20 protein-coding genes are annotated in these 24,490 nt (G+C 72.3%); 9 read left to right on the top strand and 11 right to left on the bottom strand.

Annotation, left to right across the window (positions count from 1 at the left end; all coding sequences use genetic code 11):
- Nucleotides 1-17: 17 nt before the first annotated feature.
- Nucleotides 18-761 (bottom strand): ABC transporter ATP-binding protein, encoded by a 744-nt coding sequence (locus tag D7W82_RS07400; RefSeq protein ID WP_370450947.1) that lies wholly within the window; start codon nucleotides 759-761, stop codon nucleotides 18-20.
- Nucleotides 761-2,005, bottom strand: coding sequence for an HlyD family secretion protein (locus D7W82_RS07395; RefSeq protein ID WP_120617676.1), 1,245 nt, complete (start codon nucleotides 2,003-2,005; stop codon nucleotides 761-763). The genes D7W82_RS07400 and D7W82_RS07395 overlap by 1 nt, the downstream gene beginning before the upstream one ends.
- Before the next feature lie 217 nt (nucleotides 2,006-2,222).
- On the opposite strand from D7W82_RS07395, the gene D7W82_RS07390 reads away from it, so the two are divergent.
- The 3 genes from D7W82_RS07390 (at nucleotide 2,223) to D7W82_RS07380 (ending at nucleotide 5,448) form a co-directional block, all read left to right on the top strand.
- On the top strand, nucleotides 2,223-3,287 hold the full coding sequence (locus D7W82_RS07390) for a hypothetical protein (RefSeq protein WP_147439257.1): 1,065 nt from the start codon (nucleotides 2,223-2,225) through the stop codon (nucleotides 3,285-3,287).
- 52 nt (nucleotides 3,288-3,339) lie between these two features.
- The gene (locus D7W82_RS07385) at nucleotides 3,340-4,902 is read left to right on the top strand and encodes a class I adenylate-forming enzyme family protein (protein WP_120617648.1); all 1,563 of its coding nucleotides are present in this window, start codon (nucleotides 3,340-3,342) and stop codon (nucleotides 4,900-4,902) included.
- A gap of 177 nt (nucleotides 4,903-5,079) precedes the next feature.
- Complete coding sequence (locus D7W82_RS07380; RefSeq protein WP_120617647.1) at nucleotides 5,080-5,448, top strand: response regulator; 369 nt, start codon at nucleotides 5,080-5,082, stop codon at nucleotides 5,446-5,448.
- A 7-nt stretch (nucleotides 5,449-5,455) separates the two neighbouring features.
- Here the strand turns inward: D7W82_RS07380 and orn are convergent, their stop codons facing one another.
- The 3 genes from orn to D7W82_RS07365 form a co-directional block, all read right to left on the bottom strand.
- Entirely contained in the window at nucleotides 5,456-6,007 is a 552-nt protein-coding gene (gene orn / locus D7W82_RS07375) for an oligoribonuclease (RefSeq protein ID WP_014393105.1), read from the bottom strand.
- Between the two features lie 131 nt (nucleotides 6,008-6,138).
- On the bottom strand, nucleotides 6,139-6,579 hold the full coding sequence (locus tag D7W82_RS07370) for an archease (protein WP_233587358.1): 441 nt from the start codon (nucleotides 6,577-6,579) through the stop codon (nucleotides 6,139-6,141).
- Nucleotides 6,580-6,644: 65 nt separating this feature from the next.
- The gene (locus tag D7W82_RS07365; RefSeq protein ID WP_120617645.1) at nucleotides 6,645-7,331 is read right to left on the bottom strand and encodes a phosphoribosyltransferase; all 687 of its coding nucleotides are present in this window, start codon (nucleotides 7,329-7,331) and stop codon (nucleotides 6,645-6,647) included.
- A 123-nt stretch (nucleotides 7,332-7,454) separates the two neighbouring features.
- Here D7W82_RS07365 and D7W82_RS07360 point away from each other — a divergent pair, with 123 nt between their 5' ends.
- Both D7W82_RS07360 and D7W82_RS07355 read left to right on the top strand, forming a co-directional pair.
- On the top strand, nucleotides 7,455-8,375 hold the full coding sequence (locus D7W82_RS07360; protein WP_120617644.1) for a ribose-phosphate pyrophosphokinase: 921 nt from the start codon (nucleotides 7,455-7,457) through the stop codon (nucleotides 8,373-8,375).
- 11 nt (nucleotides 8,376-8,386) lie between these two features.
- Complete coding sequence (locus D7W82_RS07355; RefSeq protein ID WP_014393101.1) at nucleotides 8,387-9,139, top strand: enoyl-CoA hydratase; 753 nt, start codon at nucleotides 8,387-8,389, stop codon at nucleotides 9,137-9,139.
- A gap of 81 nt (nucleotides 9,140-9,220) precedes the next feature.
- Here the strand turns inward: D7W82_RS07355 and D7W82_RS07350 are convergent, their stop codons facing one another.
- The gene (locus D7W82_RS07350; protein ID WP_120617643.1) at nucleotides 9,221-11,974 is read right to left on the bottom strand and encodes a M1 family metallopeptidase; all 2,754 of its coding nucleotides are present in this window, start codon (nucleotides 11,972-11,974) and stop codon (nucleotides 9,221-9,223) included.
- A gap of 98 nt (nucleotides 11,975-12,072) precedes the next feature.
- On the opposite strand from D7W82_RS07350, the gene D7W82_RS07345 reads away from it, so the two are divergent.
- Nucleotides 12,073-13,107, top strand: a complete 1,035-nt coding sequence (locus D7W82_RS07345; RefSeq protein ID WP_233587357.1) for a lysophospholipid acyltransferase family protein — start codon at nucleotides 12,073-12,075, stop codon at nucleotides 13,105-13,107.
- A gap of 103 nt (nucleotides 13,108-13,210) precedes the next feature.
- Here the strand turns inward: D7W82_RS07345 and alr are convergent, their stop codons facing one another.
- Nucleotides 13,211-14,428: an alanine racemase gene (gene alr / locus D7W82_RS07340; RefSeq protein ID WP_199727699.1), complete on the bottom strand. Its 1,218-nt coding sequence runs from the start codon at nucleotides 14,426-14,428 to the stop codon at nucleotides 13,211-13,213.
- Between the two features lie 318 nt (nucleotides 14,429-14,746).
- Here alr and D7W82_RS07335 point away from each other — a divergent pair, with 318 nt between their 5' ends.
- Complete coding sequence (locus D7W82_RS07335; protein ID WP_120617641.1) at nucleotides 14,747-15,607, top strand: sigma-70 family RNA polymerase sigma factor; 861 nt, start codon at nucleotides 14,747-14,749, stop codon at nucleotides 15,605-15,607.
- An 86-nt stretch (nucleotides 15,608-15,693) separates the two neighbouring features.
- Nucleotides 15,694-16,350 (top strand): metallophosphoesterase, encoded by a 657-nt coding sequence (locus tag D7W82_RS07330; RefSeq protein ID WP_120617640.1) that lies wholly within the window; start codon nucleotides 15,694-15,696, stop codon nucleotides 16,348-16,350.
- Nucleotides 16,351-16,375: 25 nt separating this feature from the next.
- On the opposite strand, the gene D7W82_RS07325 is transcribed toward D7W82_RS07330, so the two are convergent.
- Nucleotides 16,376-17,938 carry a serine hydrolase gene (locus D7W82_RS07325; RefSeq protein ID WP_120617639.1) on the bottom strand — a complete coding sequence of 521 codons (1,563 nt, stop codon included), beginning with the start codon at nucleotides 17,936-17,938 and terminating at the stop codon, nucleotides 16,376-16,378.
- 235 nt (nucleotides 17,939-18,173) lie between these two features.
- Here D7W82_RS07325 and D7W82_RS07320 point away from each other — a divergent pair, with 235 nt between their 5' ends.
- On the top strand, nucleotides 18,174-19,244 hold the full coding sequence (locus D7W82_RS07320; protein ID WP_120617674.1) for a hypothetical protein: 1,071 nt from the start codon (nucleotides 18,174-18,176) through the stop codon (nucleotides 19,242-19,244).
- Between the two features lie 16 nt (nucleotides 19,245-19,260).
- Here the strand turns inward: D7W82_RS07320 and D7W82_RS07315 are convergent, their stop codons facing one another.
- From D7W82_RS07315 to D7W82_RS07305, 3 genes are all read right to left on the bottom strand, one after another.
- Nucleotides 19,261-20,145, bottom strand: coding sequence for a zinc ribbon domain-containing protein (locus tag D7W82_RS07315; protein ID WP_147439256.1), 885 nt, complete (start codon nucleotides 20,143-20,145; stop codon nucleotides 19,261-19,263).
- Nucleotides 20,146-20,544: 399 nt separating this feature from the next.
- The gene (locus D7W82_RS07310) at nucleotides 20,545-22,854 is read right to left on the bottom strand and encodes a serine hydrolase domain-containing protein (RefSeq protein ID WP_120617637.1); all 2,310 of its coding nucleotides are present in this window, start codon (nucleotides 22,852-22,854) and stop codon (nucleotides 20,545-20,547) included.
- Entirely contained in the window at nucleotides 22,851-24,230 is a 1,380-nt protein-coding gene (locus D7W82_RS07305) for a GDSL-type esterase/lipase family protein (protein WP_233587356.1), read from the bottom strand. Before D7W82_RS07305 ends, D7W82_RS07310 begins: the two co-directional genes overlap by 4 nt.
- Nucleotides 24,231-24,490: the final 260 nt, after the last annotated feature.

The raw sequence follows: 24,490 nt of genomic DNA, 5'->3' as shown, positions 1-24,490 counted from the left end.
CCTTTGTCCCCCGTCCTTCAGCGAAGCTGTTCGTCCTGCACGACGCGGCCGTCGAACAGGCTCACCGTGCGCGTGGCGATGCGCGCGTGCGCCGGGTCGTGCGTCACCATGCAGAGGGTGGAGCCCGCCTTGTGCAGGTCGGACAACAGCTGCATCACCGCCTCGCCGTTCTTCGAGTCCAGGTTGCCGGTGGGCTCGTCCGCCAGGAGGATGAGGGGGTCTCCCGCCACGGCGCGCGCCACCGCCACGCGCTGCTGCTGGCCGCCGGACAGCTGCCCCGGCAGGTGCCGCGCCCGGTGCGCCATGCCCACGCGCTCCAGGGCCCGCTCCACGCGCTGCTTGCGCTCCTGCGCGGGCAGCCCCCGGTAGGTGAGCGGCAGCTCCACGTTCTCGAAGACGGTGAGGTCGCCGATGAGGTTGAAGCTCTGGAAGATGAAGCCGATGTGCTGGTTGCGCACCTTCGCCCGGTCCGTGGGCGACAGCTCCAGCACGCTCCTGCCATCCAGCAGGTAGCTGCCGCGCGTGGCGGTGTCCAACAGCCCCAGCACCGCGAGCAGCGTGGACTTGCCGGAGCCGGACGGGCCGACGATGGCCACCCATTCGTTCTGGCGGATGGTGAGCTGGATGTTGGAGAGGGCGTGCGTCTCCACCTCCTCCGTCTCGAACACCTTGGTGAGCCCGTCGAGTTGGAGCAGCGCCTTGCCCGGCACCGCGCCCGGGGCCACGGCCTTCGCCTCGCCGTCGTTCATCATCGTCGTCATCATCGCAGCCTCACGCGCTCCACCGCATCCCACGCGGTCATGTCCGACAGCACCACCTGATCGCCCTCTGAAAGCCCCTGCACGACCTCCACCGCGTTCACCGAGCCGCGGCCCAGCTTCACGGGGATGCGCACCGCCTCGTCGCCTCCGGGCAAGAGCCGGAAGAGCGCCAGCGTGCTCTCCGCCTGGGCTCCCGCCGGGCGGCCCACGGACAGCACGTCGTCCAGCCGCTCCAGCTCCACGGTGCCCTCCACGGTGAGGTCCGGCCGGGCGCCCCTGGGCAGCGCGTCCGGCAGCGACACCTCCACGCGCACCGTGCCCTGGCTGGCCGCGGGGGCCACGCGCGCCACGGTGCCCTCCACCACGCCGTTGCGCGTGTCCACCTGCGCCTTCAGGCCCGGGAGGATGTCGCGCGCCTGCGTCTCCGCGATTCGCAGCTCCGCCTTGAGCCGCTCCGGCTTCACCACCTTGGCCAGGAGCACGCCGGGCGTCACCCACTGGCCCAGCTCCAATGGCAGCTCCTGGAGCACGCCGTCCTCGCCCGCGAGCACCTTCATGGACTCCACCTGCTGGCGGCGGAAGCGCGCCACGGCCTTGAGCCGCTCCACCTGCTCCTGCTGGGAAGCCAGACGCTGGCGCAGGCTCTGGGACATGACGTCCAGGCGCTGGCGCTCCAACTCCAGACGCTGGCCCGCCTCCTGCGCCTTCTCCTGCGCCTGGCGCGTCTCCAGGTCGCCGACGAAGGCCTTCTGGAAGAGCGCCGCGTTGGCCTGCGCGCGGCGGGTGGCGTCGGCGGACTCGGCGGTGAGGGTGGCCACGGTGGCCTGCTGGGACAGCCGCTGCGTCTGGAGCAGCTCGCGCAGCTCCAGGAAGTCGCCTTCGGCGCTCGCGAGCTGGCGTTCTGCCTCCAGGGCCTGGAGCTGCACGTCCGGGTTGGACAGCTCCAACAGCAGCGTGCCGGCGGTGACGGTGGCGCCGGGCCTCACGTGGATGCGCTCCACGCGGCCGGCGGTGTCGGCGGTGAGCCAGCGGATGGACTCAGGCACCAGCGACCCGGTGCCCTTCACCTGGCGCACCAGCGGGCCGCGCTTCACCGTGTCCAGCCACACCGAGGCCTTGTCCACGGTGGGCGCGGCGGGGCGCAGCCGGGACAGCCCCACCGTCACCGCCACGAGCGCGGCGAGGCCCAGGGCGGCCAGGAGGTAGGGTTTGCGGCGGGGTGCTCGGGGCTTCGGGATGTCCACGCCCCGGGCCATAGCGAGCCGTGTGCCAGGGCCTTGAGCAAGGCCAAGCGCCCGGAAACACGGGGGGATGGGGGAAGGACCGGCCGCGTTGACCGCTTGCGCGAAGGGCGCGTCCCAGGAACGGACACCGCGAAGAAGTGTGCTGGGGCTGAATAGAAACAGCGTCAGGCCGTCTGCTTGCTCGATTCAATTCCCACACAACTTCGAGGAACACCCGATGCGCGCCCCTGGTCTCCGGATGCGCGCCAGCATGCTGCTGGCCGCCACCCTTCTGCCCTTCTCCGCCTTCGCCGACACCCTGTACCTCCAGCTCGCGGACGTGGGCAGCGAGGTGGACGCCAGCGGCCTGACCGCGAGCACCGTGGCGGAGCGCACGCGCTATGGCATCAGCGAGGCGCTGAAGAACGCCACCACGGAGGCCATCCTGATGGACCCCCAGCACGAGGGTTCGCCCGACGTGACGGTGAGCGCGAAGGTGACGCGGGCGGGGGAGAAGTACCGGCTGACGTACCTGCTGAGCACGACGCATTCACCGGTGCGCACCAAGGCGTTGTCGTACGACTTCGTCAATCCCAGCCTGAGCGACAAGGGCTCGGTGGTGATGGCGAAGGCGGTGCTGGACGAGGCCCAGAAGCTGGACGCCGCGAGCCAGGAGACGCCGGTGGCGGCGGCGGAGACGAGCGAGGTGCCCCTGGCGCGGGCGGACGCGCCGATGGGGGAGGGCCTGGGCCAGGACGCGTCGGGGCGCGAGCTGGAGGCCGAGGAGCCGCGCCGCCGGGGCGGTGGCCGGACGAACCTGGACCTGGGTCTGGCGTTGGGCTTCAACAGCCCTTCGGGCATCTTCGGCGGTGAGCTGGAGTACCGGGTGGTGCCCGTCCTGGGGCTCAACCTGAGCGCCGGCACGGGCGCCTGGGGCTTCCGGGTGGGGCCGCTGGCGCGCCTGTATCCGCTGGGCGAGTCGCGCACGAGCCCCTTCCTGGAGGCGGGCGTGAGCTTCAACCTGGGCACGACGTCGACGAGCAGCCTGACCATCAACGGCGAGACGGAGGAGTGGAAGACGGAGAAGCTGCCCACGCCGGTGGCGACGCTGGCGGTCGGCATGCGTCAGTCGATGGGCCCCATGTACCTGGGTCTGCGCGCGGGCTGGGGCTTCCGCCTGCGTGAGGACAACTGGCGCACGGCGGACGGCCGCGACCCGAACCTCTTCGACGACCTCGACATCGCCACCAGCCAGCACGGCGGCTTCCTGGCCAGCGTCACGCTGGGCGTCACGCTGTTCTAGGCCCGAGGAACGCCGCGCCTGGCGTATCCCGTCCCGGGTAGGCTCGCGCGCCATGCCGGCCTCCCTGCTTGAAGTGTTCCTGGAGCATGCCCGTCACGAACCCTCGCGCCCGCTGCTCTCCTTCGAGGGGACTTCGTACACGCGAGGACAGCTGGCGGAGCGGGTCACCGCGTTTGCTCGCGGACTCAAGGCCCGGGAGCTGGCTCCGGGTGACCGCGTCGCGCTCTTCCTGGAGAACAGTGACGCGTTCGTCATCACCTGGCTGGGCGTCCAGGCCGCGGGCTGCGTCGCCGTGCTCGTCAACACGGCCTACCGCCAGGTGGAGCTGGCCCACATCCTCTCCGACGCGGAGGTGAAGGTCTGCGTCACCAGCACCTCCGGCGCCTCGGAGCTCGCTCCACTGCGCGACCAGCTTCCTTCGCTGCAATGGCTCATCACCGTGGAGCCGCCCCCGGCGGAGTTCCCCCTGCCCTCCGTGGCCTTCGACGCCATCTTGGAACAGGGCGCCGCCTCCACCGCGTCCCTGCCGCTGCCTCGCGCGGAGGACCTCGCCGTGCTGGGCTACACGTCCGGCACCACCGGCCGCTCCAAGGGGGCCATGCTCCAGCACCGGCAGCTGCTCGCCAACGTGCGCGCTGTCACCGAGGCGTGGCGCTGGACCGATGCGGATCGGCTGCTCCTCACCCTCCCGCTCTTCCACACCCACGGCCTCATGGTGGGCCTCCACGGCACCCTCTTCACCGGCGCCAGCGTGGACCTGCGCCGCCGCTTCGTCGCCTCCGAAGCGCTCACCGCCCTGCATGACGACGCGTCCCTCACCCTCTTCTTCGGCGTGCCCACCATGTACGGCCGCCTCCTGGAGGAGTCCCGCCGCACCGGCGTGACGCCGCATCCCTTGCGCCTCTGGGTCTCCGGCTCCGCCCCCTTGAGCCCCCAGCTGTGCCTGGACATCGAGGCGCGCTTCGGCGCCCGCATCCTGGAGCGCTACGGGATGACGGAGACCATCATGAACACCACCCAGCCCTACGACGGCGAACGCCGCCCGGGCACCGTGGGCATGCCCTTCCCCGGCCAGGAGGCCCGCGTCGTGGACGTGCGCTCCCGCCAGCCCCTGCCCCGCGGCGAGACAGGCGAAATCGAGGTCCGCGGCCCCCACGTCTTCACCGGCTACTGGCGCCGCCCGGACGCCACCGCCGAAGCCTTCGACGCCGAGGGCTGGTTCCGCACCGGCGACCTGGGCGAATGGGACCCGGACGGATTCCTGCGCATCACCGGCCGGGCTCGGGAGCTCATCATCAGCGGTGGCTTCAACATCTACCCCCGCGAAGTCGAAGAGGTCCTCACCGCGCACCCCGCCGTCGCCGAGGCCGCCGTCCTGGGCCTGCCCGACCCGGACTTCGGTGAGCAGGTCGTCGCCGTCATCGTCCCCCACCCGGGCGCCCCTACCGACGCCCAGGCCCTGGTGGACTGGTGCCGCGAACGGCTCGCCGCCTTCAAGAAGCCCCGCCGCGTCGTCTTCACCGACGCCCTGCCCCGCAACGCCTTGGGAAAGGTCCAGAAACACATCCTCAAGGAGCGCCTGGCCGGCGCCCTGGACACATCCACCGCCACCTGACCAACAGAACCCACACCGTCCACTGGCCGAACTGGCGCGCGGACCTACCTTCTGCGGCGAGAGAAAATGGAGCCACCGCGTGAAGTCCCATCCCGCCCGCATCCCGTCCAGCCCGCCCCCGGCCTCCAGGCCGACAAGGGGCCCGGACCGGGTGCGGTCCGTGGAGGGGGCCCGCGCATGAAGCGGTTGCTCATCGTGGACGACGAGCTCGCCATCGTGGAGGCGCTCGAGGACATCCTGTCCCTGGAGGGCTACGACATCGTCACCGCGTACAACGGCGACGAGAGCCTCCAGCGGCTCCTGGCGTCCAAGCCGGACCTGGTGCTGTTGGATTTGATGATGCCGGTGATGGACGGCGGCGAGCTGCTGCGCCGCATCCGCGCCCACCCGGACCTGTGCGACCTGCCCGTGGTGGTGATGAGCGCGGGCCGCCTCACGGACGAGGAGCGCCGCGCCAGCTCCCACTTCCTCGCCAAGCCCTTCGAGCTGGACGACCTCTTGGGCACCATCGCGAAGCAGCTGCCCGCGGAGGGGGCCCGCGCCTGACGGACGCCTAGCCCGGCGTCGCGCGGAAGAGGACGTCCCGGTAGTACTGCAGCTCGCTGATGCTGGAGCGCAGGTCCGCGAGCGCGGTGTGCCCGCTGGGCGGCTTGCGCGGCTCCACCAGCGCCGGATACCAGGCGCGCGTAATCACCTTGAGGCTCGTCACGTCCACCATGCGGTAGTGCAGGTAGCGGTCCACCATGGGCATGTGGTCGATGAGGAAGCGCCGGTCCGTGTGGATGGAGTTGCCCGCGAGGATGCCCTCGCCCAGGTCGCAGTAGTCCGCGATGAAGGACGTCACCTCGCGCTCCACCACGCGCAGGGACGACGTGGACGCGCGCACCTTCTCCAGCAGGCCGTTCTTCGTGTGCATCTCGCGCACGACGGGCTCCATGCGCTGGAGCATCTCCTCCGGCTGCCAGACGACGCGCTCGAACTCGCCCAGGGGGCGCAGGTCCGGGCCGGTGACGATGATGCCCACCTCGATGATGCCGCAGGTATTGGGGTCCAGCCCGGTCATCTCCAGGTCGAGCCACACGAAGCGGATGTCACGAGAAGCCATGTCCGGAAGGGTCCTGGTCGCGAAGAGGAAGACGTCCCCTATAGCAGCCCGGAGCCCCGGCGCACCCCCTCCGTGGACGAATCCTCCTGTCGCGCCCGCACGTCCGAGCACCGGACAAGCCGGTCGCGGGCCTAGAAGTCCACCAGCGCCTCGGCGGTCCACACGCCTTCCGGCCCCTGGCGCACGGACACCTGTGTGAACGACGCGCCCGTCACCGCCACGTGGGTGCCATGGCGAGCCTGTCCCGCGCGCTCGCCAAAGCCGTGGCCGAAGAGGTTCAGCCCGTCCAGCCGCACCACGAAGCACTGGAAGCGCAGGCGCCGTCCGGCCATCGCGCCCACCACCGCGCGCAGCCAGTCCGCGAGCAGCTGGTCATGGTCCGCGGACTGGCAGTCCACCTCCAGCTCCTCGTGCGCCTCCACGCTCCGAGGGTCCGTCACCAACGCGCAGAGTCCCAGCGCCGCCATCTCGAAGGCCTGCTCCATGGAGCGGCCCACCCCCCGCACTCCGAGCAACTCCTCTCGCGTGAAGTGCTCCCAGTGCGTCCGGGGCCTGCGGTCTTCCGCATGCACGGTTCCCACATCCATACGACCTCCTCATGTCCTCGTCGTCATCCGCTTCCGTTCTCCGGAACCCCTCAGAACCACCACCCGCCCGCCACGTCCGGCGCCACGCCCTCCGGCCGGGCGGGGCTGGCCTCCCGGGCGCGCGTGAGCCAGCGCCGCAGCTCGTCCTGGGTGAGCGCGGGGAAGAGGTCGTAGGCCTCGGAGACCTCGCGCAGCGAGGGGTCCAGCGTCAGCGCGTGCACCGCGTCCGCGCGGCTCCGGACAAGCTCCAGCGCGCGCGGCGTCGCCACGCCCACCGCCACGATGCGCTGACGCACGCCCTGCTGCTTCAGCGCCAGGAGCGCCGCGGTCACGGTGGCGCCCGTCACCATCCCGTCATCCACCAGCAGCGCCGTGCAGCCGCGGATCCGCGGCGTGAGGCCGCCTCGCAGCTGCCGGGCCTGATGCTCCACGTCGTCCAGCTCCTCGCGCACGAAGCGCTGGAGCGCCTCCCCGGGCAGCTTCGACTGGGCCGCGGCCTGGGGGTCCAGGTACAGCCCGCCGCCCTCCGTCACCGCGCCCAGCATGAGGCGGCCCCCCGGCACGCGCAGCCGGCGCGCCACCCACAGGTCCAGGGGAGCCCTCAATCCCCGGGCCACCTCGTACGCCACGCGCAGCCCGCCGCGTGTCAGCCCCAGGACGCACACGTCCCCGGAGCGGTAGGGCGTCAACACCCCCGCGAGCTTCTGTCCCGCCTCCGCCCTGTCCCGGAAACGCATTGGCCAGCCTCCACCCCCGGAAGGTGCGCTTCCCTCCGGAGTGTGTCGGCGGAGGCACGTTCAGTGGCTCTCCTGGCGGCATGCCCGGGGGGCCAGGGCGCCGCGAGCACCTCCCGCGCTAGGGTGCGGCCCATGACGCCCATCGCCCTCGTCGTCGGCAGTGCCAGTCCCCACCTCGGCCGTGCGCTCGCCCAGGCGTTCGGCGCGGAGCCGGTGGGAGTGAAGCGGGAGCGCTTTCCGGATGGAGAACTGCACATCGAGGTGCCCCCGGAGGAGGTGCGAGGCCGCCGCGTCGTCGTCCTCCAGTCCTCCGCGCCGCCCGTGGGCGAGAACCTGATGGAGCTGCTGCTGCTCGCGGACGCGTGCTGGCGGGCGGGCGCGGCCTCGCTGGAGGCGGTGATTCCCTACGTGGGCTACGCGCGCCAGGACCGGCGGGCCCGGCCGGGTGAGCCCCTGGGCGGACGTCTGGTGGCCGACATGGTGTCCCACGGCCGCTTCGCGCGGGTGTTCACCGTGGACCTGCACAACCCGGCGCTGGAGGGCTGCTTCGGCGCCCCGCTGGAGCACCTGTCCGCGCTGCCGCTGCTGGCGGACGCGCTGCGCCCCCACGTCACCGACACGACCGTGGTGGTGGCGCCGGACCTGGGCGCGGTGAAGCGGGCGGAGGCGCTGGCGAAGCTGCTCGGCCGTCCGTGGGCGGTGGTGCACAAGGCGCGGCTGAGCGGCAAGGACGTGGAGACGCTGGGCCTCTTGGGCCAGGTGCGCGGCATGCGCCCCATCCTGGTGGACGACATGGTGTCCACCGGCGGCACGCTGGCGGCGGCGGCGAAGGAGCTGAAGGGCGAGGGCTGCGTGGACGACTTCATCCTCGCCACCACGCACGCCCTGCTGGTGGGCCCCGCGCTGGAGCGCCTGCGCGGCGTGCCCGTGAAGCGGCTGTTCAGCACGGACAGTGTGGAGCACCGGGAGGACCTGCCCTTCCCCCACCAGGTGGTGACGCTGGCCCCGCTGCTCTTGCGCGCACTGCGGCCCGACGCGCGTTAGTCTGCCCGGCCATGTCCGACACGCTTCTGACGCAGCTCGACGCCGGGGTCTTCTCCGTCACCTTCAACCGGCCGGAGAAGAAGAACGCCTTCACCCACGCCATGTACGAGGCCGCCACCGCCGCCCTCCAGGAGGCGGAGCGCCGCGACGACGTCCGGGTGGTGCTCCTGTCCGGCGCGGGCGGCGCGTTCACGGCGGGCAACGACATTGGCGACTTCCTGGAGCACCCGCCCACGGGCGAGGACAGCGCGGTGTTCCAGTACCTGCGCGCCCTGGCCGGCCTCTCCAAGCCCGTGCTCGCGGCGGTGGAGGGCGCGGCGGTGGGCATCGGCACCACCATGCTCCTGCACTGCGACTACGTGGTGGCCGGGGAGAAGGCGCGCTTCAGCATGCCCTTCGTCAACCTGGGCCTGTGCGCGGAAGGCGCCAGCAGCCTGCTGCTCCCGCGCGCGGCGGGCTTCGCGCTGGCGTCGGAGCTGCTGCTCTTCGGCGACCCGTTCGACGCGGCCACCGCGCTGCGCGCCGGCATCATCAACAAGGCCGTCCCGGAGGCGCAGCTGAAGGAGGTCGCCACCGAGCGCGCCCGCGCCCTGGCCCAGCGTCCCGCCCAGGCCCTGAAGGTGACCAAGGCGCTCATCCGCGGGCCGCTGCGTGAGCAGGTGGACGCCGCCCTCAAGCGCGAGGGCGCCGAGTTCGTCCAGCGCCTCGCCTCCGACGAAGCGAAGGAAGCCTTCATGTCCTTCATGTCGCGCGGCCGGAAGTAGCCCCGCTCGCTTCGCGACGAAGGCATCCCCCCCGGGTCCGCGTGCACGTGCGCGCGGACCCGGTGTCGTTTCAGGGACGGACTACCGGGGCGCGGGGGGCGCCTGCGGCGTCTTGACCGGCTTGCCGGTCAGGAAGGCCCCGATGCTCGCGCCCTGGGCCTCCTTCAGCGCGATGCACTGGTCCACGATCTCCAGCACCTGCCGCAGCACGCGCTCGGAGCCGGGCACCTTGTCCACGCGCGGCGCGAAGAAGGCGGCCACCTCCTGGCGCTTGGCCGCGTCGCAGTAGCCGGCGCCCATGTACGGCAGCCGCGAGCCCATGCCCTCCGGCAAGAGGCCCGGCTTGTCGTCGGTGCCCACCAGCGTGTCGAAGTTCGCCTTCAGGAACTCCACCGCGGTGTCGCGGGTGCGCGGGTCGCGCGACGCGCCCATCAGGAGCCACAGGTTCTCACGCATGTCCTGCTTCGGGTCGAGCAGCAGCTCCAGGTTCGCCTTCACCAGCTTCGGGTCGGTGACGTGGCTCAGGCCGCCCAGCAGCTGCTGGCGCTGGTAGCGGCTCTGCTCGCCGCGCAGGGCCTCCATCAGCTTGCCGTGCAGGGCCGCGTCCCCGTGCTCCACCGCGATGGCGAGCACCGCGCCCACGACGTCCGGCGCCACCGCCTTGCGGTCCTTGAGCCACGCTTCCGCCAGCGTGCGCGCCTCGGCGACGAGCTTCGGGTCGTTGCCCTCGTTGCCGGCGAGCTCCAGCAGGCGCGGACGCAACAGGCGCAGGTCCTCGCTCTCACCGGCGCGGGGCTTGAAGCCCAGCTTGCGCGCGCGCGGCCCGAAGGTGTCCCGGACGTAGCGGGCGCGGTCCGCGTCCTGCGCCTCCGGGAGCAGCCGCGACGACACCAGGTCCATCAGCTCCAGGCCCGCCTCCAGCACCTGCCGGTCCGGGTCCTCCGCCACGCCGGTGAGCAGCGGCAGCGCGTCCGTCGCGGGCATGAGCCCCGCCTTCGCCAGCGCCAGCGAGTCACTCAGCAGCACCACCCGCTCCGCGCGCGACAGCTTGGACAGGCCGGACTTCATCAGCTTCGCGTGCGCATCGCCCGCCAGGCGCATGCGGTAGTAGCCCGCGCCGTCCGCGTTGGGGAACACCCACGCCGGGCACGCCTTCGCCTCCGTCAGGGCGACCTCCGCCTTCTCCTCCGTCATCAGCGTGCACGCGGTGGCGTCCTTGCCCGCGCCCGGGTACTTCACGCACACCGGCACCTTCCACGACTGCGCCTCCGGGGCCTTGGAGCCCAGGCGCACGTAGCGCTGCTGGGTGAGGGCCACGCGCGGCTTGCCGCCGTCGCACAGCAGGGTCGCGGTGATGAAGGGCGCGCCCGTCTGGTCCAGGAAGCTGTTCATCACCTGGGACACGTCCTTGCCGGACTCCTGCGCCAGCGCGTCCAGGAAGTCCTTCGCGGTGGCGTTCCTGCCCGCGTGCGCGCGGATGTAGCGCTGGATGCCCTTCTGGAAGACGTCCCGGCCCAGCCACGTCTCCGCCATGGCCAGCACCGCGCTGCCCTTGCCGTAGGTGATGCCGTCGAAGGCGTTCTCGATGTCACCCGCGTCCTGGATGGGCTGACGGATGAAGCGCGCGGCGACCAGGCTGTCCGCGTCCAGCGCGTCGTTGCGGGACTGCACGCGCTCCACCGGCGCGTCCCACGTGGGCTGGTACGACTCCATGATGCGCGGGGTCATCCACGAGGCGAAGGACTCGTTGAGCCACAGGTCGTCCCACCACGCCATGGTGACCAGGTCGCCGAACCACTGGTGCGCCAGCTCGTGCACCTGCACGTTCGCGAACGCGCGCTGGCGCCAGACGGCGTCCTCCTCCGGCTTCGCCAGGATGAGGCGCGAGTTGAACGTGACCAGGCCCGGGTTCTCCATGGCGCCGCCCATCAGCGGCACCGCGAGCACGTCCAGCTTCTCGTACGCGTAGGGGATGCCGAAGTACCCCTCCAGGCGCTCCAGGATCTCCGGCGTCACCTTCGCGGCCCACGCGCCCTCGCTCGCCCGGCCGCGCGGCGTGATGATGCGCGTCTTCACCTGCTTCTGCCCGGCGTCGCGCGCGGGCAGGAAGTCGAACGGGCCCACGCCGAAGGCGATGAGGTAGCTGGGCAGGGGCTGCGTGGGGGCGAAGCGGTAGATGTGCCAGCCGTCCGCGCCCTTCTCCTCCGCCAGCTGCGGCGTGTTGGTGACGGCCACGTTGCCTTCCGGCACGTGGAAGGTGAGCTGCCACGGCACCTTGAAGCCGGGCTCGTCGAAGGACGGGAAGGCGCGGCGCGCGCCCAGCGGCTCGAACTGCGTGTAGATGTACCAGTCGCCGTCCTCGTTGACGCGGAAGGCGCCGGAGGTCTCGCGCTCGGACGCGGTGCCCGTGTACGTGAGGTGCAGCTTCGCGCCGCCCGCGGCCAGGGGCTTCTCCAGCGTCAGGCCGAGGAAGTCCTCGCCGGAGGAGGAGGCCTTGAGCGTCCGCGTGACGCCCCCCTGCTCCAGCGTGGCCTCCTTCACGACGAGGCCCTTGCCGTGCATCCAGATGACGTTCGTGGCCTTGGCCACCTCCAGCATGACGTCGACGGTGCCTTCGAAGGTCTCCGCCTTCGGATCCATCTTCAGGACGATGGCGTACTTCGTGGGCCGCACGTCGTCCGGCAGCCGCAGCGTGGGCGGCGTGGGCGCGGCAGGTGCCTGGACGACAGGCGGCGTTTCAACGGCACCAGGAGCGGGAGCGTTACCCTGACGGGCACCGCATGCCGCAAGGAAGGTTGCGGTGGCCAGGGCCACCGGACGGAGCAGGTTGGGCATGGCCGCGCAGTGTGGACCAGAGCAGCCTGCCAAGGTAGCGACGAGCATGCGACGCGTGGCCTTGCTGTCAGGTCGTGTTCGCGGTGGAGTGCGCCGCCGTGTCCGCTCCCCTCTCTTCGCATCCGCTGCCATCGCAAACGAACACCCCTCCCGAGGGGAAAAGGCCGCCGGAGCACCTGCGCCGCATCATCGGGTCGCCGCCGGGCCCCATCGTGGCGTTCCTGACGCGCGGCGTCTGGGCGCTGCTCACGGCGATGTCACCCAAGGCGCGGGATGCGCTCGCACGCTTCGTGGCGAACCTGGCCTACACGCTGGGCATCCGCCGCGAGGTGGCGCTGGACAACCTGGCGCACGCCATGCCGGAGAAGAGTGAAGCCGAGCGCCACGCCATCGCGCGGGGTGCGTACCTCACCATGGCGCGCGTGGTGGTGGAGTCGCTGCCGTCCGGGGACCGGATGACGCCGGACTGGGACCAGCAGGGCATCGAGGGCGAGGAGGCGTTCGCGGCGCTGAAGGCGCACGTGGCCACGGGCAAGGGCGCGCTGCTGGTGACGGCGCACTTCGGCAACTGGGAGCTGGTGGGCCAGATGCTGATCCGCTGGGGCATCCCGCTCAACGCGCTGGTGCGCCCGCTCAAGGGCGCGCTGAACACGCGCATCGCGGTGAACCGGCTGGGCGCGGGCGCGGGGCTCATCTACCCGAAGGGCGCGATCCAAGAGATTACGGACGCGGTGAACCGCGGCGAGTCCGCGTACATGCTGCTGGACCAGGCGCTGCCCGCGAAGTCCGCGGTGTTCGTGCCCTTCTTCGGCCGGCTCGCGTCCACGACGCCCGCGATGGCGGTGGCCGCCGAGCGCACGGGCGTGCCGGTGTTCGTGGTGATGGGCGTGCGGCCTCCGGGCCCGGGGGCGCGCTACAAGCTGGAGGTGGAGGGCCCCATCCTCCCGCCGCGACCCGGCGAGTGCGCCGACCCCATCACCGAGCACACCGCGCGGGTCACCGCCGCGATGGAGCGCGCCATCCGCCGGCATCCGGAGCAGTGGCTGTGGCTGCACCGCCGCTGGAAGGTGCAGCCTCCGGCGCTCACGACGGCGCCGTCGCCGGGCCTGACCGAGGGCACGCCGCCGAAGTAGCCCGCGACGCCAGGTGCTCGCGCGGCGCGAGCGCCAGGGAGTGGTCCGCCATGCGCGATGCCGGTGGCCCGCCCGGCTCCGAGGTGCGACCCGGTGGGCCGCGTTACTCCACCACCACGCGGCGCAGGTGCGCGCCCAGGCGCGTCACCAGCTCGTAGTGGATGGTCTGCGCCCAGCCCGCCAGGGACTCGGCGGACACGGACTCTTCTCCGTCGCGGCCCAGGAGCGTGGCCGTGATGGGGCGCTCGTCGGACGTGGCGCGCGTCACGTCCACCATCAGGTGGTTCATCATCACGCGGCCCAGCACCGCGCACCGCCGCCCGTTCACCAGCACGTGCGCCTTGCCGGACGCGAGGCGCGGGTAGCCGTCGTAGTAGCCCACCGGCAGGACAGCGATGCGCGTGGGCTCCGGGCAGCGGTACGTGCAGCCGTAGCCCACGTAGGCGCCCGCCGGCAGCCACTTCACCACCTGGCTCTTGCAGCGCCACGACAGCACCGGCTTGAGCACCGGCAGCTCGCCCAGCACCAGCCTCGCGGACAGCCGCGTCTCCGGCGAGGGCCACAGGCCGTACAGCGAGATGCCCACGCGCGCCGCCTCGTAGCGCGCCCGGGGCAGCACCAGCGCCGCGGCGCTCGCGGCGATGTGCCGCTGCAACGGCTTCGCGGGCTTCAGCTGCGCGGTCAGGTGCCCCAGCGCCGTCTCGAACGCGTCCAGCTGCGCCAGCGCGTACGCCTGCTCCGTCACGTCCTCCGTGTTGGCGAAGTGGCTGAGCACGCCCACCGGCTCGAACACGTCCGGCGCGTCCGCGAGGAACGCCGTCTCGCGCGGAAGCTGATCCAACGTGAAGCCCTCGCGGCCCAGGCCCGTGTCGATGTGCACGTGCACGCGCAGGGGACGCACCAGCTTCGCCGCGCGCAACGAAGGCACCGCGTCCGCCCACGAGCGGTCCGCCACCACCACGTCGATGCCCTGGTGCGCCAGCACCACGGCCTCCTCCGGGGCCACCGCGCCCAGCACCACCACCTGCCGCGCGGGCAGGCCGTGCGCGGATTCGTGCGCGCGCACCGTGAGCGCGTCCTGCGGCGCGATGAAGTAGAGGACGTCCACGCCCGCGTGCACCAGCGGCAGCACCTGGGCCAGGCCGTGGCCGTAGGCGTTGCCCTTGAGCACCGCGCCCAGCGCCCGAGGTGTAGGACCGGTGGACTCCAGCGCGCGGAACGCCGCCACGTTGTGCTTGAGGTGGGATGCGCTCACCTCCAGCCACGAGGAGTACACCGCGTCACCAGGCCCGACGCCGAGCCCCACACCGACCTCTTCCACGTTCACACCTCCGCACCAGCAACGTCCCGGAAGGCTCTACCAGCAAAGCGCAGGCCATGGGCGGCCGTGGCCGGAGGGCCACGGAGGCTGGGGCGCCGGCTGGATGCCACCCAGGCGGACGAGGCTGGAAGGGGGGCGCCCCGCACGGCCAGGCGGGCGTGCTCGGGTGGACACGCGCGACGCGGGATCGTGTCCCGGGGGACACCCGACAGGTAGGAGCCTCTGCGCGACATGTCGGGTGGACCGGCGGCGCGACAGGGGCCGGTGCTAGTGTCCCCTGCCGTGGCCGCACCTGAATTGCCCCTAGCCCAGGCTTTCATGACCGCCCGAGGAAAGACGGAGCCGGCAGGCGCCCTCTCCGTCCTCCAGGAGCGGCTGGCCCAGGCCCTGGACGCGGCCCGGCAGTCCTGGCCGGGCATCGCGTTGGAGGGACCGCGCTTCGCGGCGCACCTGGCCCGGCTGGTCCCCGCGGACGGCCACGAGGACGCGTGGGGCAGGCTGCACATGGCGGACGTCTACCTAGCCCGGGCGGCGGCGGACGGCGTGCCCTCGGCGCTGGCCACGTTCGAGGAGCGCCTGATGCCGGAGGTGGACGCGGCGGTGGCGCGGCTGAAGCTGCCCCCGGCCGGGCTGGATGAGGTCCGTCAGGCGCTGCGGCAGCGGATGCTGGTGGGCAGCGCGGAGGCCCCGGCGCGGCTGGCGGCGTACCCGGGCACGGGGCCGCTGGCGGGCTGGGTGCGCGCGGCGGCGCTGTGGCTGGCGCTGGACTGGCAGCGGCAGCGCTCGGGGCAGGCGCAGTCGGAGGACGGCGACCTGTCCATGCTGGTGGCGCCGGGGGACGACCCGGAGCTGGCGTACCTCAAGCAGACGTACCGCGCGGAGTTCAGCGCGTCGTTCCAGGCGGCGCTGGCGGCCCTGTCCGCGCGGCAGCGCAACTTCCTGCGGCTGAAGTACCTGGACGGGCTGGGCATCGACCAGCTGGGCGCGTTGTACGGCGTGCACCGCTCCACGGCGGCGCGGTGGGTGGTGGGCGCGCAGGAGGAGCTGCTGGACGGGACGCGGCAGCGGCTGACGGAGCGGCTGCGGCTGACGCGCTCCCAGCTGGACAGCGTGCTGCGGCTCATCTCCAGCCAGCTGGACGTGAGCCTGAGCCGGCTGTTGCGCACGCCCTCCGAGTAACGCGGCGCGCGACGCCTCGTCCCCGCGCGAGGCCTCCGAGATTCCGGGCGGGGCATTCGGGGCCAGTGCGTTAAAGAGGGAGGAGGATGCGAACGCTCTTCATCGGAGATGTGCACGGCTGTTCCAGTGAGCTGGACGCGCTCCTGACGGCGTGTGACTGGCAGCCCGGCGACCGGGTGGTGCTGGTGGGCGACCTGGTGGCGAAGGGGCCGGACTCCGCGGGCGTGGTGCGCCGGGCGCGCGAGCATGGCTTCCAGGCGGTGAAGGGCAACCACGACGCGCACGTGCTGCGCTGGCACGGAGGCCACGCGTCCAAGGGCAAGAAGCTCAAGCCGGAGCACCGGCAGGTGCTGGACACGCTGAGCGCCGCGGACTGGGCCTGGATGGAGCGGCTGCCCTCCTACCTGCGCTTCCCGGACCTGAACGCGCTGGCCGTGCACGCGGGGCTGGTGCCGGGGGTGCCGCTCGAGGAGCAGCGCGAGGAGTTCCTCTTCAACCTGCGCAGCATCGCGGCGGACGGGACGCCGTCGAAGCGGCTGGAGGCGGGCGAGCCGTGGGGCAGCCTGTGGCAGGGCCCGGAGCTGGTCATCTTCGGCCACGACGCCATGCGCGGCCTGCAGAAGCACCCCTTCGCGGTGGGCCTGGACTCCGGCTGCGTCTACGGCGGCAAGCTCACCGCGTACATCCTGCCGGAGGGACGGTTCTACTCCGTGCCGGCGGCCCGCGCGTACATGGCGCTGTAGGCGCGGGCCTCTCGCGCGCGGACGCTCAGGGCTTCGAGCTCAGCGTCTTCACGGCCCGCAAGGCGCTCTCGTTCTTCGGATCCGCCTTGAGCAGCTTCTGGTACACAGCGAGCGCTTCGGCCTTCTTGCCGGCCTTCATGTAGGCCATGCCCAGTCCGTCCTGCGCCTCCGGGTCGTCCGGGAAGAGGGATGCGTTCTGCTGGAACATCTTCAGGCCGTCCTCCACCTTGCCGGACATGAACAACCCGTAGCCCACCTGGTTGAGCACCTGCGGCGGCAGGCCACTCCCCTTCGTCTTCCGCGCCCAGGCGATGACGGCGTCCGCGCCCTTCACCCGCGAGAGCAGGTCCGCCGTCATCTCCGGCGACTTCAGGTGGTCCGGCAGGGGCTTCCAGCCGTACTCCGCGGCGATGCTCGCGATGAGCCGCTCGAAGAGCAGCACGCCGTTGTCCGAGTTGGCCATCAGCACCACGCCGCTGCCGGTGTCCCCCAGCGTCACCACCGTGGCGGTGAAGCCGTCGTTCCACCCGCCGTGCTCGAAGCGATCCGGCGAATCCCCCAGCATGAAGCCCAGCCCGGAGGGCCCGGACTGCTTCGTGAGCATCTGCCGCGTCATCGCCTGCGACAGCACCCGCTTCGACTTGCCGGCATTCGCCTTCACCACCTCCAGTTGGAGGAGCGCCAGGTCGGACGGCGTCGTCCACAGCCCCGCGGGCGCCAGCTCCGGGTAGACCCTCCAGCGGCCCTCCACGGCCTCTCCGCTCGCGCGCGTGCCCGAGGCCGTGCGCGCGGCGAGCGCCGGGGGCAACGGCTGTTCGAACGTGCTGTGCTTCATCCCCACCGGGTCCAGCACAGCCTCCTTCATGAGCTGGGGGAAGGGCTTCTTCGCCAGGTCCGTGAGCAGCGCCTGGACGACGACGTAGCCGCCGCCGCTGTAGCGGGACTCCTTCCCGGGCACCGTGGCCACGCGCACCGCTTCCGTGTTCGCGGGCTTCTCACCGTCGAGGATCTGCTGGAGCGTGGGCAGGGGTTCTCCCACGCCGTAGCCGGGGAAGCCGTGCACGGTGAGCCCCGCGCTGTGACTGAGCAGCCGGCGCAGCGTCACCTTCTGCTCGCACGTGAAGTCGTTGTCGGGGACCTTCCAGGACTTCAGCGCGTCGTTGACGTTCGCGTCGAGCGACACCTGGCCCTGCTCCACGGCGCGCAGCGCGGCCATCGCCGTCACCGGCTTGCTGATGGACGCGGCCTGGAACAGCGTCTCCAGCGTGACGGGGTCCTTGCCGCCGGCCTGCGTCACGCCATACGCCTTGCTCCACACCACGGCGTCCTTGTCGAACACCGTCACGCTCAGCCCCGGGATGCGGTACAGCGCCATCCAGCGCCGCACGCCGAGGGCCTGGGGCTTCTCCCCCGGCAAGGCCAGCGGCGCGAGGCTCGCCTCCACCCTGGCGATACGGCCCGCTTCGGAGGGCCGCGCCGTCCACTGAGTGACGGGGGCGGCCTTGGGTGCGTCGGCCGCCGTGAGCAGGGCGACCGCCGTACAGCCCAGGAACAGCACCGGGACGAAGCGAGGGACGACTGGGGACATGACGGCCTCCAGGGTTGACCCGCGGGAGGCAACCCGCGGAGGCGGTCAACCTACGAGGCCACGGAGGCCTTCGGGCCTTGGCTCCTCCCTGTGTTCGTCATGGTTTGGCCATGGCTTGAGCAGGGATGGAGCGACTCCGTCCGGTCCTCGCCATGCGGACCCCGAGTGACTTCCGCTCGCACCCGGGGCTCTGACATATTCCTTTGAGGTCATCTTTTTCCGGGTGGAGTTCAACATGGTCCGCACCTCGAGCCTCTTCAGCGCCCTGCTCCTCGTGAGCGCCTGCCAGAAGCCCCCGGAGGCCTCCCCGGCCGTGCCCGCCGCCGTGCCGGTGGCCGCGCCGGTGACGGTGGCGCCGTTCTCGCTGTCGGTGCTCCAGGACGCGGCGCCGTCGGGCTGTACCTGGCTGCGGCTGGAGTCAGACGGCAGACGCAGGGCGCTCGTCACGGTGGACGCGGCGTGTGACAGGTTGCAGCTCGCGTGGAGCCCGGACGGCAAGCACGCGGCGGTGCGCGACCCGGCCGGCAGCGCTCGGGGGCCCGGGCGCGTGTGGACGGTGGACCTGACGTCCGGACAGGGCTCGGCGCAGCTGTTGCCGGAGGAGGGGCTGACGGGCGCGGTGGGGTTCGATTCGGTGGGGCGGCTGGTGGCTTTGACGGCGCACACGGGCGAGCTGGTGCGGCGCGACGACGTCTTCCTCTTCGAGGGCCGGCGCATCCCCATCCCGGAGCTGGACGAGGGCGCGGGGCTCGCGCACGCGTACCGGCTGGATGCGGGGGCGTGGAAGCGCATCGAGACGGTGGCCACGCGCGGTGACGCGGACGCGGTGTTCGCGCTCGCCACCACGGAGATGCTGGTGTCCTCCACGGTGGCCGGGGACCTGGACGCGCTGGCGGCGCAGGGCCTGGATGAGGGCAGCCAGGACGCGGTCCGGCTGGACGCGGTGGTGCCCGACCGGGGGCACGACGTGTTCGGCGGCTGGGCGCGCGTGGAGTCGCGCGGCGGTCCGCTGTTCGCGTGGCAGACCGCGGGCGAGCAGACCGCGCTGATGATGCCGGTGCGCTGGGAGATGGAGGACGGTCACCTGGGCGAACCCGAGGGACTCGCCCTGCCCGCCCGGAGCCCCGTGCGGGCGATGGCGCGCGGGGAGCTGCTGATGCTCGCGGGCGAGACGCAGGCGCGCGTCTACGACCTGGGCTCGCGGCGCCTGGCGGCGTCCTTCGACGGCCTCCGGAGCGCGCGCTTCTGGCCGGAGCCCAGCTCGCGGGTGCCGCGCGGGGCCACGGCGGCGACCGGGCAGCGGTAGGCGCGCGAACCGTTCCTCAGACCTGGCCCGTGCTCTTGAGGGCCGCGAACACGATGGCGCCGTAGACGCCGCCACAGAGGCAGCAGGAGAGCACGGGCACCAGGAGCGCGCCCGCGAGCGCCGCGCCCCAGCTGGTGCGGTGCAGCGTGCGGTAGGTGAAGACGCGCAGGCCCATGGCCCAGAAGGGCGCGGCGTACACGGCGACGAAGGGAATCACGCCGACGATGTACGGCGCCTGGGAGAGGGCGTGCGCGCGCAGGGTCACGGAGAAGCCGCGCTCCACGCCGCCCATGCGGAGGATGAGGTGGTCCAGGCCCGCGTTCACCAGGGTCATGCCGGTGCTGAAGATGGGCATGAGCACCGTCCAGGCCGCCATGCCGAGGGTCATCCACAGCTTCACGTCCTTTGGATCCGCGCCGCTCGTCTCCGTCTCGGGGACGAGCCCCATGATGACGCCGATGAGCGCGGTGTAGACGATGCCTGTCGTCAGGAAGCCGGCGATCGCCGACAGCATCACGAAGCCCATGGAGCTGCTCACGGGCGCGTCGGGGTTGACGCCCCGGAGCGTCTCCGTGGGCCGCATCAACATGCCGAAGCACGTCCGCCAGAACGCCTTGAGCATCCCCAGCTCCGCGCGCTCGTCCCACGGCAGCTGGCCCAGGGGTTCACGTTCGAGGCAGGTGGCGCAGACGGTGCCCTCGGGGCCCTGGCGCAGGCAGCGGGCGCAGGCGAACGCGCCACAGCGCGGGCAGGTGGCCACGCTGCGCCACTCGGAGTGCACGGCGCAGACGGGCTCAGCGCCGCCGGGAGCAGGGGCGACCAAGAGTGAGGCCCCGCACCGCGCGCACGTCTCCGCGCCGGGGGTGAAGGGGGCCTGACAGGAAGGACAGGAAGGCGTCATCGCCGCGCATCCTCGCACGGCTCGGCCCCTGGCCACGGTCGTCCAAAACCTGTCCGACTGTCGGACAGGTTTCCGAGGTCCGGTCGGAGCGGAGGCCCCAGGGCCGCGCGGTTCCAGAACCGGTCCGACTGTCGGACAAGTTTCCGCGGTCCGGTCGGAGCGGAGGCCCCAGGGCCGCGCGGTTCCAGAACCTGTCCGACTGTCGGACAAGTTTCCGCAATCCGGTTGAAGCGGAGGCCCCAGGGCCGCGCGGTTCCAGAACCTGTCCGACTGTCGGACAGGTTTCCAAGGCCCGCCGCCGGGAGGCGCCCCCAGGGTTCTCACCTTCTCAGCGCTGGGGACAGCATCCTTGTCCGAAGGCTTGGGAGTCGTGCCTTCCCCGGATGCCCGGTTCGCGCACTACGGCTCCGGCGCGGACTCCGGATCCACCGGCACCGAGGGGGATGTGCTCCCGGCCTTGTCCTGCGCCGGCGCGTTGCCCGCCGGAGCCACGACCCCCTGCGACTTCGGAGCCCGGGCCTCCTGCGCGGCCCGGACCTGACGGGCCCGCTTCGCCTGGGCCAGCGCCGCCTTCGCCGCGCCCGCGTCACCCAGGGCCCGCTCGCGCTTCGCCAGCGCGTCCCACAGCTCCGGCGCGTCCGGATGCAGCGTCACCGCCGCGCGCAACAGGCCTCGCGCCACCTTCGGCGAACGCGTGTCCAGCAGTCGCTTCAGGAAACCCGTGGGCGACAGCACCAGCGACCCCTCCGGCGTCTCGAACGCCTCACGCACGTGGGGAATCGCCTCCGGCTCCCGGCCCGCCTCCAGCAAACCCACCGCCTGCGCCAGGTGCGCGTCCATCGACTCCGGATGCAGCTCCGTCGCTCGCTCCAGCCAGCGCATCCGGTCCACCGGCTTCCGCTTCGCGCGGTCCGCCAGCGTCAGCAGCTCATCCGTGTAGTCCGGCCGCACGGCGGGAGCGCGCACCGCCGCCTCCTTCAGCGACGGCCACAGCCGCTCCGGATCCTTCGCCGCCTCCAGGCGCGTGCGCTTCAGCGCCGGCACCTCCGCGCGCTTCCACCCCGCGACGAAGCGCGCCACGTCGCTCCGCACGGACGGGCTGAAGCGCTCCGCCTCCGGACACTTCAGCGTCTCGCACGCAGCGAGGTAGTCCGCGAAGAAGCCCGCCGCGCCCTGCGTCCGGTACGCGCGCAGCCGCTCCGCGCCCATCGCCCTCTCCACCGTGGCCGCCATGTGCGCGCCCACGCGGATGAAGAGCGACTCGGCGCGCGGCTCGTGCGCGCCGCGGATCCGCTCCATCGCGCCCCGGCCGTCCCGGCCAATCGCCGCCCGCTCGAGGAGCGAGGACACCTTCGCGAACGCCCCCGACAGGTCCTTCTCCGCCGGCAGCGCGCCCGGACCGCGCGTGGCCCAGTCGTGGTACGCGAGCCCGTAGCTCGCCAGCCGCCCCATGCCCTCGTAGACGACCGCGTCCACGGGGTCCGTGAAGTGGCCACCCCGGGCCGGCGCGCCCTCGTCCAGCACCGTCTCCATCAACCGGATGGACAGCCGGCGCAGCCGCTTCGCCTCGTCCTCCACGTTGGTGGCGAGCGCGATGGCCGTGTCCTCCGCCGGCAGCAGCACCAGCAGCGTCGTCGTCTCCGGCTGCCCGCCCGCGTGCGCCACGATGTAGTGGCCCCGCAGCGGATAGGTCGCGAAGCCCATGCCGTAGTCGGTGATGTGCCCGTCGCGCGTCACCATCGACGCCTGCATGCGGCCCGTCGTCTCGCGCGTCACCAGCTTGTGGTCCAGCACCGCGCGCGCGAAGCCCAGCAGGTCCTCCACCGTCGCGCGCGTGCCACCGCCACCGAAGCGGCTGGTGACGTCCAGGAAGCGCGAAGGCTTCAGCGTGGCGCCCGACACGCGGTAGCCCACCGCCTGCTGCGCGTCGCGCGTGCTGAGGTCATCCACGTCCGCGTGGCTCATGTTCGCGGGGCCGAAGACGTGGTCGCGCAGGTACTCGCGATAGGACTGGCCGGAGGCCGTCTCCACCGCCGCGCCCAGCAGGTTGAAGCCCCACGTCGTGTACAGGTAGCGCGTGCCCGGCTCCGACACGAGCGGCCGGTCCGCGAACAGGCCGATGGCCTCCTTCGTCGTCACCGGCTTCGTGTTGTTGCCGGCGCTCGGGCTGTCGTAGGTGGGCACCCCGCCCAGGTGGCCCAGCAGCTGCCGCACCGTCACCGGCCACTGCTTCACCGGGTACTCGGGCACCAGCGTGTGGATGTCCGCATCCAGGTCCAGCTTGCCCGCTTGCGCCAGCTGCATCACGGCCACCGCCGTGAAGGACTTGGTGATGGACGCCATGCGGTACGTGGTGCGCACCGTGGCCGGCAGCTTCTTCGCCACGTCGCGGTAGCCGTAGCCGTTCATCCACCGCTGTCCGCCCCGCATCACGCCCACGGACAGGCCCGCGGTGGGGCCCTGCTTCAGGTCCGCGCGCACCAGCGCGTCCAGCGCGCGCTGCACCTCTGGCGGGAACTCGGAGCCCTTCGCGTCCGGCTCCGGCGCGACCTTCGCGCTGGACTCCGGCGGGGACGCGGGCTTCTCACCTGACCCGGACGGCGCGGGCGCGGCCACCTGCGCCACGGACGCGGGCTTCTCAGCGGACGCCTGCGCGAACGCGGGCCCCGTCTCCAGCAACACCCACAGCGCGACGAAGAGCCGCTTCATGGCACCGCCTCCGCGGTCTGGCCGCTCGCACCGGTGTCCGCTGCCTCTTCACGCGAGGTCGTGAGCGCCGGTGCCGGCACCGCGCCCTCGTTCACCCAGCCCGCGAGCAACGCGTCCGAGACCAGCTGCCCCAGCAGGTCCAATCCCCGACCGCGCGGATGCACCAGGTCCTCGTGCATGAACCCCGCCTGATTGAAGCGCGCGAGCGAACCCGCGCCGCCCATCGCCGCGTAGAGGTCGAAGAAGCCACAGCCCTCGGCGAGCGCCACCTCGCGCTCGGCCTGGATGGCGGCCTCCAGGAACGGCCGCTGCGTCAGGGGCTTGCCCTTCGCGTGCCCGTCCTGCACCGCGTCCATGGGACCCACCACCATGCACGCGCTGCCGGGCGACGCGGCGCGGGCGCGGCGCAGGAGCACGGCCAGGTCCTGGCGCACGGTGGGCAGGTCCGTGCGCTTCCACTCCAGGCGCTTGGACTCATTGCCGCCCAGGAAGAAGAGCAGCAGCTTCGGGTCGCGCTGCTGAAGCTGCGCCTTCAGCGCGTCCTCCTCCAGCCGGCCATACAGCGTGGCATCCGCGGACGGCACGCCGAGCATGTCCAGCACGATGCCGGCCCCGTCCTTCTGGAGCACCACGCCCTGCACGATGGCGCCCTTGCCCTCCGCGGTGATGTCCAGCCACTTCGCGCCCTCGGGCAGGTCGAAGGACGTGGTGCGGCTGGCCCCGTCCTCCTGGGGCTCCGTGCGCGTCAGCACCACGCCGTCCACGGACACGACGAGGCGGCCCGCGCCCTTCACGTCCTTCCACCACAGCGTCCCGCGCGGCTCGCCCTCCAGCTTGAAGCGGCCCCGGGCCCGGTGCTCGGTGGCCAGGTGGTACACGCCGGTGATGCCGAACGGGTGCGGCGGCGCCTTCAGCTCACCCAGCGTGCGCGGCTGCCAGCCGTTGCTCACGGCGGCCGTGCGCCCCCGTCCGCCGTAGGGCGCCATGCGGTCCACCAGCAGCACGCCCCGGCCCGCGCCGCCGAAGCCCGCGGCGAATTCCTCGCGGACCACGTCCACGATGCGGTCCCCCGCGATGAGCGAGTTTCCGAACGCGGCGATGACGGTGGGCGTCGTGCCCGGCGCCCGCACCAGCCCATCCAGCGCGGTGAAGAACGGCGTCAGCGCGGACCGCGCGCAGCCCGTGTCACCCGGCTCCAGACAGGGGTCCTCCACCGCGCCGCCCGGAGCCTTCAGCCGCGTGGCCAGCGCGTGCAACTGTCCGGCGCGCTCGGTGGTGGGCGGCAGCGCGCGGAACACGGAGCGCGCCTTGCCGGGCGCCTGCGCGGGCAGGCTCGAGGAAGCGGGCACCACCTGGGGAGCACTCGCGCCCGTCACCGCGGACTCAGGATGCGCGGAAGGTTGCGCCTCCACGGAGGCGGGGCGCGCGGCACCGGGCCCTGGCGGCGGCACGGAGTCCGTCGCGGGAGTCGTCGTCAGGGGGAAACGGTGAGGGGGTGTGCGGGACTCGCACCCGGGGAGCAGTGCCCCCGCCAGGAGAGCGAGCGACCCCGCCCGCCGGAGCCCGCGCGAGACATCGAGAACCGTCATGTGGCCCGCGAGCGTAGACGAAAGCCCGGGGACACGCATGTTCTGGA

The sequence above is a fragment of the Corallococcus sp. CA049B genome (assembly GCF_003611685.1).
In the GTDB taxonomy this organism is placed as follows: domain Bacteria; phylum Myxococcota; class Myxococcia; order Myxococcales; family Myxococcaceae; genus Corallococcus; species Corallococcus coralloides.
Note: the sequence above shows the minus strand (reverse complement) of the source record. Positions and strands in the feature narration are given on the sequence as shown.

What these genes read in the sequence shown, in the direction of transcription:
- D7W82_RS07400 (WP_370450947.1), bottom strand. Translation starts at nt 761, where the DNA reads ATGACGACGATGATGAACGACGGCGAGGCGAAGGCCGTGGCCCCGGGC.
- D7W82_RS07390 (WP_147439257.1), top strand. Translation starts at nt 2,223, where the DNA reads ATGCGCGCCCCTGGTCTCCGGATGCGCGCCAGCATGCTGCTGGCCGCC.
- D7W82_RS07385 (WP_120617648.1), top strand. Translation starts at nt 3,340, where the DNA reads ATGCCGGCCTCCCTGCTTGAAGTGTTCCTGGAGCATGCCCGTCACGAA.
- D7W82_RS07380 (WP_120617647.1), top strand. Translation starts at nt 5,080, where the DNA reads ATGAAGCGGTTGCTCATCGTGGACGACGAGCTCGCCATCGTGGAGGCG.
- orn (WP_014393105.1), bottom strand. Translation starts at nt 6,007, where the DNA reads ATGGCTTCTCGTGACATCCGCTTCGTGTGGCTCGACCTGGAGATGACC.
- D7W82_RS07365 (WP_120617645.1), bottom strand. Translation starts at nt 7,331, where the DNA reads ATGCGTTTCCGGGACAGGGCGGAGGCGGGACAGAAGCTCGCGGGGGTG.
- D7W82_RS07355 (WP_014393101.1), top strand. Translation starts at nt 8,387, where the DNA reads ATGTCCGACACGCTTCTGACGCAGCTCGACGCCGGGGTCTTCTCCGTC.
- D7W82_RS07350 (WP_120617643.1), bottom strand. Translation starts at nt 11,974, where the DNA reads ATGCCCAACCTGCTCCGTCCGGTGGCCCTGGCCACCGCAACCTTCCTT.
- D7W82_RS07335 (WP_120617641.1), top strand. Translation starts at nt 14,747, where the DNA reads ATGACCGCCCGAGGAAAGACGGAGCCGGCAGGCGCCCTCTCCGTCCTC.
- D7W82_RS07330 (WP_120617640.1), top strand. Translation starts at nt 15,694, where the DNA reads ATGCGAACGCTCTTCATCGGAGATGTGCACGGCTGTTCCAGTGAGCTG.
- D7W82_RS07325 (WP_120617639.1), bottom strand. Translation starts at nt 17,938, where the DNA reads ATGTCCCCAGTCGTCCCTCGCTTCGTCCCGGTGCTGTTCCTGGGCTGT.
- D7W82_RS07320 (WP_120617674.1), top strand. Translation starts at nt 18,174, where the DNA reads ATGGTCCGCACCTCGAGCCTCTTCAGCGCCCTGCTCCTCGTGAGCGCC.
- D7W82_RS07315 (WP_147439256.1), bottom strand. Translation starts at nt 20,145, where the DNA reads ATGACGCCTTCCTGTCCTTCCTGTCAGGCCCCCTTCACCCCCGGCGCG.
- D7W82_RS07310 (WP_120617637.1), bottom strand. Translation starts at nt 22,854, where the DNA reads ATGAAGCGGCTCTTCGTCGCGCTGTGGGTGTTGCTGGAGACGGGGCCC.